Below are 13,383 nucleotides of genomic sequence, written 5' to 3'. Positions count from 1 at the left end.
CTCCTGCTCAGCCGGCCGGCTGCTGCGGGCCGGCGTCGTCGCCGGTCGTGCGGGGGCGACGCGCGGCGGTCGCGTGCCCGGCGGTGCCGCCGCCGTCGCCGCCGCGCGTGCGGCGTATCGCGGTGCCGTCGCCACCGGCCGTGCGGGGGCCGGCCGCGGCGGCGCCGCTGTCCGGGGCGTCGTACCGCGCGTCCGCCTCGTCCCGGACGGATGCCTCGTACCGCGCGTCCGCCTCGTCCCGGACGGATGCCTCGTCCCGAACGGGTGCCTCGTCCCGGGCCGTGTCGCCGGCCCCGTCGGGGGCGATCCCGAACCCGTTCTCCTTGCGGAAGGACTCGTAGATCTGGAGCAGCACCTGCTTCTGCCGCTCCGTCAGCGTGGGATCGGCGAGGATGACGGCGCTGGTCTCCACCTCGTCCCGATCCCGTTCGGCGTCGAGGATGCCGGCCCGCACGTACAGCGTCTCGGCGGAGATCCGCAGCGCCTTGGCGACCTGCTGCAGCACCTCCGCGCTCGGCTTGCGCAGTCCGCGTTCGATCTGGCTCAGATACGGATTGGACACCCCGGCGGCATCGGCGAGCTGCCGGAGCGACAGCTGCGCGGTGCGCCGCTGTTCGCGCAGGTACTCACCGAGATTGCCGACGTTGAGCGATGCCATGTCTCCACGATGCCCCACCGTGCTAACTCTTGCAAGCGACCGCTTGCAAGAGTGCGCCACATGGGTGGTCCGGCGGGCGGCGGCGTGCCCGGACGGCTGTCCGTTCCCCGTGGAAACGAGTGGTTCCCGCCCGGCCTGACCGGCGAAGTGAACGGGTCCCGGTCGTTCTGATCGCCGGGGGCCGGCCGGCGTCTCAGCCGGTCGGTGCGCCGATGCGGGTGCGGGTGCGGGTGTACGCGGTGAAGCCCGTGGACTCGTGGAGCCGCTCGGGGACGGGACGTGCGGCGTCGCCGCGCGAGTGGACGACGGCGCGGTGGCCGTCGGCGTCGGCGAAGGCGTGCGGCACCGCGATGCGGGCGGCTCGGGCCAGGCCGGGGTGGGTGCCGACGGACTCGAACTCGCCGGCCCCCTGGTCAGGAGTTCTTGACAGTGATGTCCCCGTTGCTGCTCTTCAGCCGGAGCCGGTACTCACCCGACGGGTCGTCGGCGACACCGATGGCCTTGTCGCCGTTGTTCGTGTCCGCCGTCACCTGGTAGCCGGCCTTCGGCAGGGTCAGGGTGATGTCCCCGTTGGAGGTCCTGGCCTGCACGTCCAGCGGTGTTGCCGGGGTCAGGCTGATCGCGCCGTTGGAGGTCTGTGCCCGGATCCGCGTGCCCTTGATGTCCTCCCCGGTGATCCTTCCGTTGGAGGTCTTCACCTCCACCGCGCCGGAGACGCCGTTCATCTCGATGCGGCCGGAACTGGTGGTCACCTTCACCGCCCCCACCTTGTTCAGGTGGATCCCGCCGCTGGACACCTCGCCGCTCACCGGGACACCGGCGGGAACGTCGACGGTGTAGTCGACCGAGCAGCGGCTGCCGCAGCCGCCGAGGATCAGCACGCCGTTCTCGATCCGGTGGGTGACACCCCGCGGCTTGTCACCGCGGTATTCGACCTCCCGGCGCAAAGACAGCTTTCCGCCGTCCTCCGTGCCGTTGACGGTGACGCCGCCCGATCCGTTCTCCAGCCTCACGGAGGCGATCTCCCCGGACAGTGCGCTGCTGTCCTCGAAGGTCTCGCCCCCGACCAGACCGCAGGCAGCGAGTCCGCCGGCTGCGAACACGGCCGCCGCCGAACCCCCGAGGCAGCGGAGTTGCTGACGCATGGATGTCCCCCAATTCCCGGAGAGTCGCCTGAACAGGCCCGAAGAAAGCGCCGGCCCGGATCCCGCTTCGGGTTCATCGGGTTATCGGGTTCGACGTTCCTCGACGTTATGGCTGCCGCCGTCACGCGACCATGGGGCAAACCCCCGGATCGGCCGAGGGCTGTCCTCACTCCGGACGCTCCGGTCCGCAAGGTCCTGACGCGGAGCCGGCCGCTCCTCGGCAGTCCGCCGGCCGCTCCCCGGCAGTCCGCCGGCGGGCCGGGGCGGAGCCGCCGGCACGTTCGCCCGGGTACGGCGTGCCTCCCCCGGCACCCGCATCACCGGGTGACGGCTCGACCGGCCGGACGCGCACGGACCGCCCTTGCCGACCCACGGGGCCGGCGGCTCCGCAAGCCGCTGGGCAGAGCCGACGAAGGCCGGCGCAAAGGCGCCTCATCGATCCGGATCTCCCGGGAGCGGACGCGGGCGGCCGCACCGCCCCGTCCCCGGCCGCTTGCCTGGATCGTTCAGGCGATTACACAATCGGTCGCGTCAGCGGAGTCGGCGGAGAGGACGGTCATGGCGCGCGCCGGCCTGACCCCGGAACGCCTGACCCGCGCGGGAGCCGAACTGGCCGACGAGGTCGGTTTCGAGCAGGTGACCGTCTCGGCGCTCGCCCGCCGGTTCGACGTCAAGGTCGCGAGCCTGTACTCGCACCTGAGGAGCTCCCGGGACCTGAAGACCAGGATCGCCCTGCTCGCCCTGGAGGAGCTCGCCGACCGGGCCGCCGGCGCCCTGGCCGGGCGGGCCGGCAAGGACGCGCTGGCCGCCCTCGCGAACGTCTACCGCGACTACGCCCGCGAGCACCCCGGCCGCTACGCCGCCGCCCGGTTCCGGCTCGATCCGAAGACGGCGGCCGCGAGCGCCGGCGTCCGGCACGCGCAGCTGACGCGGGCGGTCCTGCGCGGCTACGACCTGGCGGAGCCGGACCAGACCCACGCGGTCCGGCTGCTGGGCAGCGTCTTCCACGGTTACGTCACCCTGGAGCTGGGGGGCGGTTTCAGCCACAGCGCCCCGGACACGGACGAGACCTGGTCCCGGATCCTGGACGCCCTCGACGCCACGCTGCGCAACTGGCCCGCGCCCTCCGCCTCCTGACGGACACGCCGGAACCGGGCCCGCCGGACTCCCCCGGATCGTCCCGCCCCTCACCCGGGAGATTCCCGCGCGGGACCCCGGCCTGGAGCGGGCCGGGCACGGCGGGCGGCCGCACCGACTGCCCGCTCGTGGCCGGTGCGTCGGCCCGCGGCCGGCCACGGCCGGGGCGCCGCGAGGCGTCCCGCGTACGCACTTTTTTGTGCGTACTTGGCAGCGGTCCTCCCTTCGCCGAACCTGGACCCGGGCGAGGGGTGGGGCGCCGGACGCACGAGGGACGGAGGTGACACGCGCGTCAGGGGACCGGCTCGGCGGCCGTCCCGGCCAGCCTCTCCAGCCGCCGGTGGCCCCAGTCCGAGAGGGGGGCCAGCGCCTCGGCGAGGTCACGGCCGAAGCCGGTCAGCGAGTACACGGTCTTCAGCGGCAGCACGTCGTGCACCTCCCGGTGCACCAGGCCGTCCGTCTCCATCTCGCGCAGCGACTGGGTGAGCACCTTCTCGCTGAGGCCCGGCAGCCGCCGGCGCAGCTCCGCGGGGCGGTGCGGTCCGGACTCCAGCAGCCAGAGCAGCGAGGTCTTCCACTTGCCGTCGATCACGGCGATCGCGGCGGTCACTCCGCAGACGTTCGGATCCTGCCGCCGGCGCGTCATCGTTCGCCCCATTCGTCGTCGATCGTGTTTTTCCATCAGGGAGTTGAGCCATGTCCACGTCTTCCGGCCAGTCTGCCGTCACCGTCCTCGGTCTGGGCCCGATGGGCCGGGCCCTGGCCGGCGCGTTCCTGGAGGCGGGTCTGCGGACCACGGTCTGGAACCGTACGCCGGGCAGGGACCGGGAACTGGTCGCGCGGGGCGCCACGGCCGCGCGGTCGGCGGCGGAGGCGGCCGCCGCGAGCGAGCTGGTCGTCGTGTGCGTCGTCGACTACGACGCCGTGGACGCCGTCCTGCGGCAGGAGCGGGTCGCCGACGCCCTCGAGGGCCGCACGGTCGTCAACCTGAGCGCCGACACCCCCGCCCGGGCCCGGGCCACCGCGCGGTGGGCGGACCGGCACGGCGTCCGCTACCTGGACGGCGCGATCATGACGCCGACCACGACCATCGGCACGCCCGACGCGGTGTTCCTGCACAGCGGCCCCGAGGAGCTCTACCGGCGGCACCGGCCCGTCCTGGACGCCCTGGGCGGCACCCACACCCACCTCGGCGAGGAGATCGGCCGGGCCGCGGCCTACGACATCGCCCTGCTCGACGTCTTCTGGACGGCGATGGCGGGTTACGCGCACGCCCTGGCCGTGGCCCGCGCCGAGGGCATCACCGCCCGGGAGCTGGCTCCCTTCGCCCGGGGCATCGGCGCGATCCTGCCGCCGCTGTTCGAGGAGACCGCGCGGGACGCCGACGAGGGCACCTGGTCCGGCGAGGGCAACCCGCTCACCTCCGCGGTGTCGTCCATGGCGCACATCGTCCAGGTCTCCGAGTCCCACGGCATCGACGCGGGCGTGATGCGCGCCGCGGAGGGCCTGGCCCGCCGCGCGATCGGCCTCGGCCACGGCGGGGACGGCTTCATCCGGATCGCGGAGGTGCTGGGCAGGCGCTGACCCCGGGAGCCGGACGGCCTCAGAACGGCAACGGCCGCGCGTGCACCACGTCCAGCCGGGACACCGCCCGGGTCAGCACCACGTACAGCCGGTGCGGGCCTCGCTCCTCCGCCTCCGCGACGGCGGCCGGCTCGACGGCGACGACGTGGTCGTACTCCAGTCCCTTGACGGCGCTCGCCGGGACCACGGCCACCCGGGCGCCCAGGTCCCCGGGGCCCGCCGCGTCGATCCCGGCCGCCGCCAGCACCTCCCGCACCCGGGGCGCGTCCGCGTCCGCGGCGACGACGCCGACGGAGCCCTCCCGGTCCAGCGCGCCGCGCACGGCGGCCACGACCGCGGCGGGCACCTCCTCCGGCGCCGTCCGCCGGAGGCGCAACTCGCCGTCCCCGCGCAGGGAGCGGGCCGGCGGGACGTCGACGTCCAGTCGCCGCAGCAGCCGGTTGGCGAGCGCGACGACCGCCCGCGGCACCCGGAACCCGGTCGTCAGCTCCACCACGGCCGCGTCCGGCTTCCCCAGGTGCGCCAGGGTCGCCGCCCAGGACCGCGCCGCCCACGGGGTGGTGCCCTGCGCCAGGTCGCCGAGGACGGTGAGCGAACCGAACCGGGACCGCCGGGCGATCGCCCGGCACTCCATCGGGGAGAGGTCCTGCGCCTCGTCGACGACGACGTGGCCGTACCCCTCGGGGTGTTCGATCAGCCCGGCGGCCTCGTCGAGGAGGACCAGGTCGGCGGCCGACCAGCGCGCCGACCGCCACGACCGCGGCGGCCTCGCCCACCGCAGCGCCTCCTGTTCGCCGGCGTCCAGCAGCCCGTCGGCCGCCGCCGCCAGCGCCTCCGGGTCGCCGAGGAGCCCGGCGACGACCTCCTCGGGCCGCACCCGGGGCCAGACGGCGTCGAGGTACGCGCCGACCGGCCGGGCCCGCTCGATCCTGCGCAGCCAGGCGGTGGTGCGCGGTCCGCCCCGCCGCTCGGCCTGTTCCCGCAGGCCCGCCACGATCCGGCTGCGCACCCGCTCCCGCCCGACGGCGTACGGCGGCTCTTCCCGCCGCACGTCCGCCACGATCCGCGCCAGTTCCTCCGCCCCGATCCGCCAGCGGTAGGAGCCGTCCGGCACGGCGAGGGAGCCGGCGCCGTCGGTCCGCACCCGCGCGTACAGCGCCCGGCGCAGCACCTCGGCCGTCCGGGCGTCGTGCTTGACGGCGGCGGTCCGCTCGTCGTCGGTCCCGGTGACCGGGTGCCGGGCGATCTCGTCGGCGAGGGTGGACTGGCGCACGCCGGTCTCGCCGAGCGCCGGGAGGACCTGCGCGATGTACGACAGGAAGGTGCGGTTGGGGCCGAGGACCAGCAGTCCGCCGCGGTGGACGCGCTGCGGGTGGGTGTAGAGCAGGTAGGCGGCGCGGTGCAGGCCCACGGCGGTCTTGCCGGTGCCCGGCGCGCCCTGCACGCACACCGACACCGTCGGCTCCTCCCGTACGAGGTCGTCCTGCTCGGGCCGGAGGGTGGCGGCGATGTCCCGCATGGGGCCGACGCGGGGCCGCTCGATCTCCCGGGCGACGATGTCGCCGGGCCCCTCCTCGCCCCGGGCCAGGTGCTCGTCCTCCAGGCTCGTCAGGTCGGCGGAGTCGCCCCGGCTGCCGGGCGCCCACCCGAAGCGCCGCCGCACGGCCACGCCCTGCGGGTCGCGCGCGGTGGCCTGGTAGAAGGCGCGGGAGACGGGGGCGCGCCAGTCGACGACGAGGGGCGGGGCGGCCGGGTCCTCGGTGATCCGCAGCCGTCCGATGTGCAGGGTCCGGTCGGCGGCCGCCGGCCGCGGGCGCCCGGAGTCCTCGCCGTCGCTCTCCGCGAAGTCCAGCCGGCCGAAGAACAGCGGCCCCTCGGGCAGTGCGCGCAGCGCCCTGGCCCGGCTGCGCAGCCGGTACCCGAGCACTTCGGCGTCGGCGCCGGACGCGGAGACGTCCTCACCGGTGACGACCTGTTCCCGGGCCTCGTCGACCATGGCGGCGAGGGCGGCGCGGCAGTGGTCGTGGTGGGCGCGTTCCCGGTCGAGTTCGTGGTGGAGGGCGGGGTCGGTCGGTGTCATTCCACCGAGCGTACCGAAAAACGTAACTCAGTTAAATTCTTTACTCGGTCACGTCCGAGTGAGGTGCGGCAGTCCGCCCGCCAGCGCCTCGAACGCCCGCTCCGCCGCCGCCACCGCGTCCGCCCGCACGTCCGCCACCCGCTCCCCCGCCGCGATCCGCCGCCAGTTCTCCTGCGCGAGGATCCGCTGCACGGCGACGATCTGCCCGGCGGCGAGCCGGGCGTCCAGCCCGCCCCCGAGGGCCTCGGCGAGCGCGGCCTCCGACCGCTCCAGGTGCCCGTACAGGCGGGCGACCAGGGCGGGAGTCCCGTAGAGCAGGGCGTGGAAGGCGAGCACGTCGGGGTCGTCGTTGAGCCCGGTGACGGGGTCGCACCGCTCCAGCCCGGCCAGGAAGTGCCGCCGCAGCGCCTCGACGGGCGCCGTCGCCGCCCCGGCCACCACCCGCGCGGCCTCGTCCTCGTGATCGGCGATCCGGTACAGGACCAGGTCCTCCTTGGCCGGGAAGTACCGGAAGAGGGTCGGCTTGGAGATCTCCGCCGCGGCGGCCACCTCGGCGACGGACACCGCGTCGAACCCCCTCTCCACGAAGAGCCGGACGGCGATGTCCGACACGGCCTGGTACATCCGCTGCTTCTTGCGCTCACGCAGCCCGGGCTCGCTCATGCCGGTGAGCCTACGCAGCGGACCGGCCGCAGGGACACGCGCGAGCGCCGGTCCGCCCGGTCACCCGCATCGCCAAGCCGTCCACCCCGCCCGGCCGTCCGGCCCGCCCGCCCAGCCGTCCGGATGGTCCGCCCCGGCTTGCGGACCGGGTCGTCCTCACAAGCCGCCGGCCGGGCCCCTCCCCGAGGAAGCCGGGGACCCGGCCGGTCGGCGCCACCGCACAACGGCCGTCACCGCAGCCACCGCCGCAACCACCACCGAGAAGCACGCCACGGACACGCCCACCCGTCGCCGTCGCGGAGGAGCGCCCTCAGAACAGGTCCGGGCACCACGGCCGCCTGGACGTACGCAGCAGGGCGTCGGCCCGCCGGGCGGCGCCCGCTCGTTCCTCCCGCACCCGGCCCAGCGCCGCGAGCCGCACCGCCGACTCGTCCCCCAGCCACAGCGCCGCCAGCTCGCCGGCCCCCAGCGTGAGATCGGCGCTCCCACCGGTCGGCGCGCAGGACGCCCCGTCGGGGCCCGCCTCCAGCCGGTACCGCCCGCCGGCCGGCCCGCCCTCGTCCACGACCTCCAGCACCAGCGAGCCCGGCCCGCCGTACGTCCGCGCCTCCAGGGCCCGTACGACGTCCAGGATCCGCACCCACAGCCAGTCGGCCTGCGTGGTGACGCGGGCCGCGCGGGGGTCCGGCAGGAAGAGGGGGAGCAGGTCGTCGGGGGCCCGCCGGCCGCTCTTCACCCGCGTGATCCAGTCGATCGAGCAGAGGTAGTGCCACAGGGCGCGCTCGGCGGCCGGGGTCACCCCGATCAGCCAGTTCACGCTCGCCGTGGTCAGCGGCTGCTTGTTCTCGCCCCACCGGTCGTCCGCCTCGTACGACACCATGCCCTCGACCTCGCCGGACGCCGAGCGGTACACGGCGTAGAAGGGCTCGGTCCACGACGGCTCGAGGCGGACGACGCCGGTGTTGACCTTCCACCACAGCTCGTCGCGGCTCACCGCGCCCGGCTGGGCCCGGCGCAGCCGCTCGTGCAGCTCGGGACCGAGCTTGCGGACGTCCTCGCCGTCCACGAGGTCGACCCGGCCGCCGTCCTCCGGGCCCGCCCGGCGCGGGTCCAGCCCGGCGCGCGGCACGTCGACGGTCCACTCGGCGGTCCAGGTCGCCGGGCCGAAGCCGTACCGGCCGTAGATCGGGTACTCGGCGGCGATCAGCGTGGCGACGACGTCCCCGCGCTCCTTCGCGGCCGCCAGGTCCCGGGTGATCATCCGGGTGAGCAGGCCGCGGCGGCGGTGGGTGGGGCTGACGGTGACGCTCGAGACGGCGTCGGCCGCCACGGGCCTGCCGCCGACGGCGGTGATCTCCTGCGCGAAGGAGCGGAGCGTCGCCACGCAGCGGCCGTCGTCGAAGGCGCCGAGGAGCCGGCCGGGCACGAACTGGTCGCGCCGCGCCCTCACCTGTTCCTCTGTGACGACGGGCTCGCGCAGGAAACCGGTGTGCCGGGCGCGGATCCACTCGGGCAGCTCGGCCTCGGTGACGGCGCGTACGTCGGTGTCGGAGTGCGGACGGCTCATGGGGCCACCGTAGGTGCCGCGCGGGGAGGCGGTCGCGGGATTATCACCGGGGCGCCCGGAAGCCGGACCACCGCCCGGAAGGCGGGCCGTCGGCACCGCCCGGTCCCCACCCGCGGCCCGGAAGCCGGACCACCGCCCGGGAGGCGGGACGTCGCCGGGGAGGTCACCCGCGGTCTCCCGTGGTCCGGCGCGCCGTCACCCGAGCAGGTCGTCGACTTGTGCTTCCCCGTCACGGTACCTGCGGGCGATCTCCGCGCCGCAGCCGTCGGCGGTCCGCTGCAGCCGCTGCCGTCTGCGCGACACCCGCTGCTCGTACCGCGCGAGCCGGTTCATCGCGGTGTTCAGCTCCAGGTCCGTCCGGGCCGCCAGGTCCGACAGCTCCACCTCGGCGAGCATCTCCGCCGCCAGCCGCCGGGCCTCCTCGCCGTGCGGGGTGTCCAGCGTCACGTGGCGGGCCGAGGAGCGGTGCCGGGCCGGGGCGTCCCGCAGGATCTCCGCGAGCCGCTCGACCACGGACGTCCCGCCCGCGGCGGAGGAGGCCGCCTCGGGGGAGCGCCGGGCCAGCTCCGCCCGCAGGATGTCGATCCGCCCCTGCAGCAGCCGCCGTACGTAGCTCAGGTCGGCCTCCTCGCGCTGGGCGCTGCGGCGCAGGGCGCGCAGTTCGGGCAGGCTCAGCGCGGCCAGGTCGGACGGCTGGGGGCGGTCCCCGCCCGACGGGCTCGGGGGAGGATCCGGGGGCAGGTGCGGGCTGTCGGTGCGCTGCACGGGGGGCCGGGGCATCTCCCGCCCGACCGCCTGGGCCAACGAGACAGCCCCGAGGGGCTGTCCCATGCTCGGTGTGCTCATCTGTCTCAACCGTCCCCTCGACCGGCTATTGGGAGCATCGTGCCACCCCGGGTGGACAAGAAGTGACCGAGTGCGCCCGATCCGCCCCGGATGGGGGGTTACGGAGTGAAAAGAAAGCTAAAAGATCATCCGTACGGGCCGCCCGGCAAGCGCCCGTGACGGCACGGCATCATGGCCGCATGCGTGCAGTGGTACAGCGGGTGGACGGCGCGAGCGTCGTCGTGGACGGCGAGACGGTGGGGGCGTTCGAGGGCGAGGGCCTGTGCGTCCTGGTCGGCGTCACCCATGAGGACACCGAGGAGACGGCGGCCCGGCTCGCCCGCAAGCTGTGGACGCTCCGCATGCTGCACGACGAGCGGTCGTGCAGCGACACGGGCGCGCCGCTGCTGGTCGTCAGCCAGTTCACGCTCTACGGCGACGCCCGCAAGGGCCGCCGCCCCACCTGGAACGCGGCCGCCCCCGGCGATGTCGCCGAGCCGCTCGTCGACGAGGTCGTCGCCCGGCTGCGCGCGCTCGGCGCGACGGTGGCGACGGGCCGCTTCGGCGCCCGGATGCGGGTGTCCCTGACGAACGACGGCCCGTTCACGGTGCTGCTGGAGATCTGAGGTCTCAGGGCTCGACGACGACTTCCTGCGCCGCCGCCGTGTCCCCCGCCATCAGCCGCGCGTCCACCGGGACGTTCCGCTTCACCAGGGCGAGGGCGACCGGGCCCAGCTCGTGGTGGCGTACGGAGGTGGTGACGAAGCCGACCCTGCGGCCGTCGGCGCCGTCGTCCGCGAGGCGGATCTCCGTGCCGGGCGGCGGCAGGTGCACCTCGCTGCCGTCGAGGTGCAGGAAGACCAGCCGGCGCGGCGGCTTGCCCAGGTTCTGCACCCGGGCCACGGTCTCCTGTCCCCGGTAGCAGCCCTTGTGCAGGTGCACGGCCGTGCCTATCCAGCCCAGTTCGTGCGGGATGGTGCGGTGGTCGGTCTCGAAGCCGAGCCGCGGCCGGTGGGCCTCCACGCGCAGCGCCTCGTACGCCAGCAGCCCGGCCGGCGGGCCCGCCTGCCGCGCGTACGCCGCCAGCTCCGCGCGCGGCAGGAACAGGTCACGGCCGTAGGGGGTCTCGCGGACGACGACGCCGTCCGGGGCCTCGGCGATGGAGCCGGCCGGCAGGTGCACGACCGCGAACTCGTCCGTCCGGTCGGCGACCTCGACCTTGTAGAAGAACTTCATCGACTCCAGGTACGCGATCAGCGCGTCCTGGGTGCCGGGCTCGACGTGGGCCCAGACCGTCTCGCCGTCGTCGACGAGGTAGAGCGCGTGTTCGATGTGACCGTGGGCGGAGAGGATGAGCGCCTCGGTGGCCTGGTGCGGCGGGAGGTCGCTGACGTGCTGGGTGAGCAGCAGGTGCAGCCAGCCGAGCCGGTCCTCGCCGGAGACGGTCACGACGCCGCGGTGGGAGAGGTCCACGAACCCGGTGCCGCCGGCCAGGGCACGCTGTTCGCGGAACAGGTCGCCGTAGTGGGCGGCGACGCCTTCGTCCACGCCCTCGGCGGGGACGGCGCCGGGCAGGGACAGCAGAGGGCTCTTCATATGCCTAGCCTACGACTCGGTACTTGAACCCTTCAGGGAACAGTCCTTGCACCGGCCGAAGATCGCGAAGTGCTTCATGTCCGTGTCGAAGCCGAACGTCTCGCGCAGCTTGGCGGTGAACTCGGCGGCCACCTCCAGGTCCGCCTCGATCACATGGGTGCAGTCGCGGCAGACCAGGTGGATGTGGTGGTGCCGGTCGGCCAGGTGGTACGTCGGCGCCCCGTGCCCCAGGTGCGCGTGGCTGACCAGCCCCAGTTCCTCCAGGAGCTCCAGGGTCCGGTAGACGGTGGAGATGTTGACCCCCGACGCCGTCTTGCGCACTTCGCTGAGGATGTCGTCGGGGGTCGCGTGCTCCAGGGTGTCCACGGCTTCGAGCACGAGTTGCCGCTGCGGGGTCAGCCGGTAGCCGCGCTGCCGCAGATCGCTCTTCCAGTCGGTGCTCACCACACGGAGAGTCTAGGCCGACCGGCGCCGGAGCTCACTTGAAGAACGCGATCCCGTCGTCCGGCAGGTCGTCGGGAAGGGCCTTGGCCCAGCGTTCGACCTCCTCCGGGGTGACGACCTTCTTCAGGTGGGCCGACATGTAGGGGCGCAGGCCGACCTCGGGGGTCTGCTTCTCGCCGACCCACATCAGGTCGCTCTTGACGTAGCCGTACAGGCGCTTGCCGCCGGTGTAGGGGCGGGAGGCGGCGGTGCGGGCCACCGCGTCCGTGACGAGGTCGATCTGCGGCTTCTTGTCGGCCAGTTCGCCGTACCAGATCTCGACGACGCCGTCGTCGCGGGTCATCGTCACCTCGACCTTGCGGTCGGCGTCGACGCGCCAGAAGCCGTGCTCGGTCTCCAGGGGCCTGACCTTGTTGCCGTCCTTGTCCAACACCCAGGTGTGGGAGTGGTACTCCAGGAAGTCCCGGCCGTCGTGCGTGAAGGTGACCTCCTGCCCGAAGTTGCACTTCTCGGCGCCGGGGAAGTCGTGCACACCCGCGCCGGCCCAGTTGCCGAGCAGGAAGGCGAGGGGGACCAGGTCCTTGTGCAGGTCGGACGGAATCTCGATCATGAGCAGCTCAAGGGTCTCGTACGTCTGTCGGGGCGGTTCAGCGCTGGCCCTGGAACAGCTTCTTCACGGTCAGTCCGGTGAAGGCGAGGACGCCGACGCAGACCAGGACCAGCAGGGCTTCGAAGAAGATCGTCACGGGTGCTCCTCGATTGAGCGGTGCGGTGCGTGCGCTACGTGCACAGGGCCGGGCCCCAGCTTACGCGGCCGGGGCCCGGCTCTCCCTGTGAGGTGCGCCCCGCCCCCGGGCCGTACGATTCCGGCATGGCGAAGAAGCTCGTGATCAAGGTGACGGCGGGGGCCGACGCCCCGGAGCGCTGCTCGCAGGCGTTCACGGTGGCGGCCGTGGCCGTGGCCAGCGGTGTCGAGGTCTCCCTGTGGCTGACCGGGGAGTCGTCGTGGTTCGCCCTGCCGGGCCGGGCCGCCGAGTTCGAGCTGCCGCACGCCGCCCCGCTGCCGGACCTGATCGACTCGGTGCTGGCGGGCGGCCGGATCACGCTGTGCACGCAGTGCGCGGCCCGCCGGGGGATCACCGAGCGGGACGTCGTCGAGGGCGTGCGGATCGCGGGCGCGCAGGTCTTCGTCCAGGAGGCGCTGGCGGACGACACGCAGGCGCTCGTCTACTGATCCCGGCCCTCGGCCGCCGGTCACGCAGGCGCTCGTCTACCGATCCCGGCCCTCGGCCGCCGGCTCACGGGGGTCCGGCGCGTCCGGCGTCGCCGCGGCGGGACGCGTCCGCTGCCCCTCGCGCGAGCGGTGCCGCTCGCTCAGTGCCGTTTCCTTCCGTCCAGTTCGTCCCACCACTCGTCGGACTGCGGGTCGCCGGAGGGGTCGTCCCACCAGCGGTCGTCGGGGCCGCGGCGGTTGGCGACCACCGCGGCGACCGGCGGGATGACCATCGCCACCAGGCACATGCCGACGGCCGCCGGCACCGACCAGATGCGCACGACGCCCCAGGCCAGGACGAACAGCGCCAGGCAGGTGCCCATCAGGGCGAAGTACATGTGCCGCCGTCGTGCGTACATGTGTCCAGCGTAGGCCCGGGGAAGGCGGTCGCACGCCGGGGACGACGAGGGG

16 protein-coding genes are annotated in these 13,383 nt (G+C 74.3%); 4 read left to right on the top strand and 12 right to left on the bottom strand.

Annotated elements, in window-relative coordinates; genetic code table 11:
* Positions 1-7: 7 nt before the first annotated feature.
* The 3 genes from ABD363_RS09335 to ABD363_RS09325 form a co-directional block, all read right to left on the bottom strand.
* Positions 8-658, bottom strand: a complete 651-nt coding sequence (locus tag ABD363_RS09335) for a helix-turn-helix domain-containing protein (protein ID WP_344601581.1) — start codon at positions 656-658, stop codon at positions 8-10.
* 193 nt (positions 659-851) lie between these two features.
* The gene (locus ABD363_RS09330) at positions 852-1,004 is read right to left on the bottom strand and encodes a hypothetical protein (RefSeq protein WP_344601579.1); all 153 of its coding nucleotides are present in this window, start codon (positions 1,002-1,004) and stop codon (positions 852-854) included.
* Between the two features lie 67 nt (positions 1,005-1,071).
* A complete protein-coding gene (locus tag ABD363_RS09325) occupies positions 1,072-1,803 on the bottom strand; it encodes a DUF4097 family beta strand repeat-containing protein (RefSeq protein WP_344601578.1) in 732 nt (243 codons plus the stop codon).
* A gap of 558 nt (positions 1,804-2,361) precedes the next feature.
* On the opposite strand from ABD363_RS09325, the gene ABD363_RS09320 reads away from it, so the two are divergent.
* Entirely contained in the window at positions 2,362-2,940 is a 579-nt protein-coding gene (locus ABD363_RS09320; RefSeq protein ID WP_344601576.1) for a TetR/AcrR family transcriptional regulator, read from the top strand.
* Between the two features lie 292 nt (positions 2,941-3,232).
* On the opposite strand, the gene ABD363_RS09315 is transcribed toward ABD363_RS09320, so the two are convergent.
* Positions 3,233-3,586 (bottom strand): winged helix-turn-helix transcriptional regulator, encoded by a 354-nt coding sequence (locus ABD363_RS09315; RefSeq protein ID WP_344601574.1) that lies wholly within the window; start codon positions 3,584-3,586, stop codon positions 3,233-3,235.
* Between the two features lie 50 nt (positions 3,587-3,636).
* Here ABD363_RS09315 and ABD363_RS09310 point away from each other — a divergent pair, with 50 nt between their 5' ends.
* Positions 3,637-4,524, top strand: a complete 888-nt coding sequence (locus ABD363_RS09310; protein WP_344601572.1) for an NAD(P)-dependent oxidoreductase — start codon at positions 3,637-3,639, stop codon at positions 4,522-4,524.
* A 19-nt stretch (positions 4,525-4,543) separates the two neighbouring features.
* On the opposite strand, the gene ABD363_RS09305 is transcribed toward ABD363_RS09310, so the two are convergent.
* From ABD363_RS09305 to ABD363_RS09290, 4 genes are all read right to left on the bottom strand, one after another.
* Positions 4,544-6,604, bottom strand: a complete 2,061-nt coding sequence (locus ABD363_RS09305; protein WP_344601570.1) for a HelD family protein — start codon at positions 6,602-6,604, stop codon at positions 4,544-4,546.
* 48 nt (positions 6,605-6,652) lie between these two features.
* Positions 6,653-7,267: a TetR family transcriptional regulator gene (locus tag ABD363_RS09300; protein ID WP_344601568.1), complete on the bottom strand. Its 615-nt coding sequence runs from the start codon at positions 7,265-7,267 to the stop codon at positions 6,653-6,655.
* A gap of 310 nt (positions 7,268-7,577) precedes the next feature.
* Positions 7,578-8,834, bottom strand: a complete 1,257-nt coding sequence (locus ABD363_RS09295; protein ID WP_344601566.1) for a GNAT family N-acetyltransferase — start codon at positions 8,832-8,834, stop codon at positions 7,578-7,580.
* A gap of 195 nt (positions 8,835-9,029) precedes the next feature.
* Entirely contained in the window at positions 9,030-9,680 is a 651-nt protein-coding gene (locus ABD363_RS09290; RefSeq protein ID WP_344601564.1) for an RsiG family protein, read from the bottom strand.
* A gap of 179 nt (positions 9,681-9,859) precedes the next feature.
* Here ABD363_RS09290 and dtd point away from each other — a divergent pair, with 179 nt between their 5' ends.
* Positions 9,860-10,285 (top strand): D-aminoacyl-tRNA deacylase, encoded by a 426-nt coding sequence (dtd, locus tag ABD363_RS09285; protein ID WP_344601562.1) that lies wholly within the window; start codon positions 9,860-9,862, stop codon positions 10,283-10,285.
* Positions 10,286-10,289: 4 nt separating this feature from the next.
* On the opposite strand, the gene ygfZ is transcribed toward dtd, so the two are convergent.
* From ygfZ to ABD363_RS09270, 3 genes are read right to left on the bottom strand one after another with little or no spacing between them, the layout of a single operon-like run.
* Positions 10,290-11,255: a CAF17-like 4Fe-4S cluster assembly/insertion protein YgfZ gene (gene ygfZ, locus ABD363_RS09280; protein WP_344601560.1), complete on the bottom strand. Its 966-nt coding sequence runs from the start codon at positions 11,253-11,255 to the stop codon at positions 10,290-10,292.
* A gap of 9 nt (positions 11,256-11,264) precedes the next feature.
* A complete protein-coding gene (locus tag ABD363_RS09275) occupies positions 11,265-11,702 on the bottom strand; it encodes a Fur family transcriptional regulator (RefSeq protein ID WP_344601558.1) in 438 nt (145 codons plus the stop codon).
* Positions 11,703-11,733: 31 nt separating this feature from the next.
* Positions 11,734-12,309, bottom strand: a complete 576-nt coding sequence (locus ABD363_RS09270; protein WP_344601556.1) for a heme-binding beta-barrel domain-containing protein — start codon at positions 12,307-12,309, stop codon at positions 11,734-11,736.
* Positions 12,310-12,570: 261 nt separating this feature from the next.
* On the opposite strand from ABD363_RS09270, the gene ABD363_RS09265 reads away from it, so the two are divergent.
* Positions 12,571-12,933, top strand: coding sequence for a DsrE family protein (locus ABD363_RS09265; RefSeq protein ID WP_344601554.1), 363 nt, complete (start codon positions 12,571-12,573; stop codon positions 12,931-12,933).
* 140 nt (positions 12,934-13,073) lie between these two features.
* On the opposite strand, the gene ABD363_RS09260 is transcribed toward ABD363_RS09265, so the two are convergent.
* The gene (locus ABD363_RS09260; RefSeq protein WP_344601552.1) at positions 13,074-13,331 is read right to left on the bottom strand and encodes a DUF3099 domain-containing protein; all 258 of its coding nucleotides are present in this window, start codon (positions 13,329-13,331) and stop codon (positions 13,074-13,076) included.
* Between the last annotated feature and the right edge of the window lie 52 nt (positions 13,332-13,383).

This window comes from Streptomyces glaucus (genome assembly GCF_039533365.1).
Taxonomy (GTDB): domain Bacteria; phylum Actinomycetota; class Actinomycetes; order Streptomycetales; family Streptomycetaceae; genus Streptomyces; species Streptomyces glaucus.
This window is presented reverse-complemented; position numbering and strand designations above follow the sequence as displayed.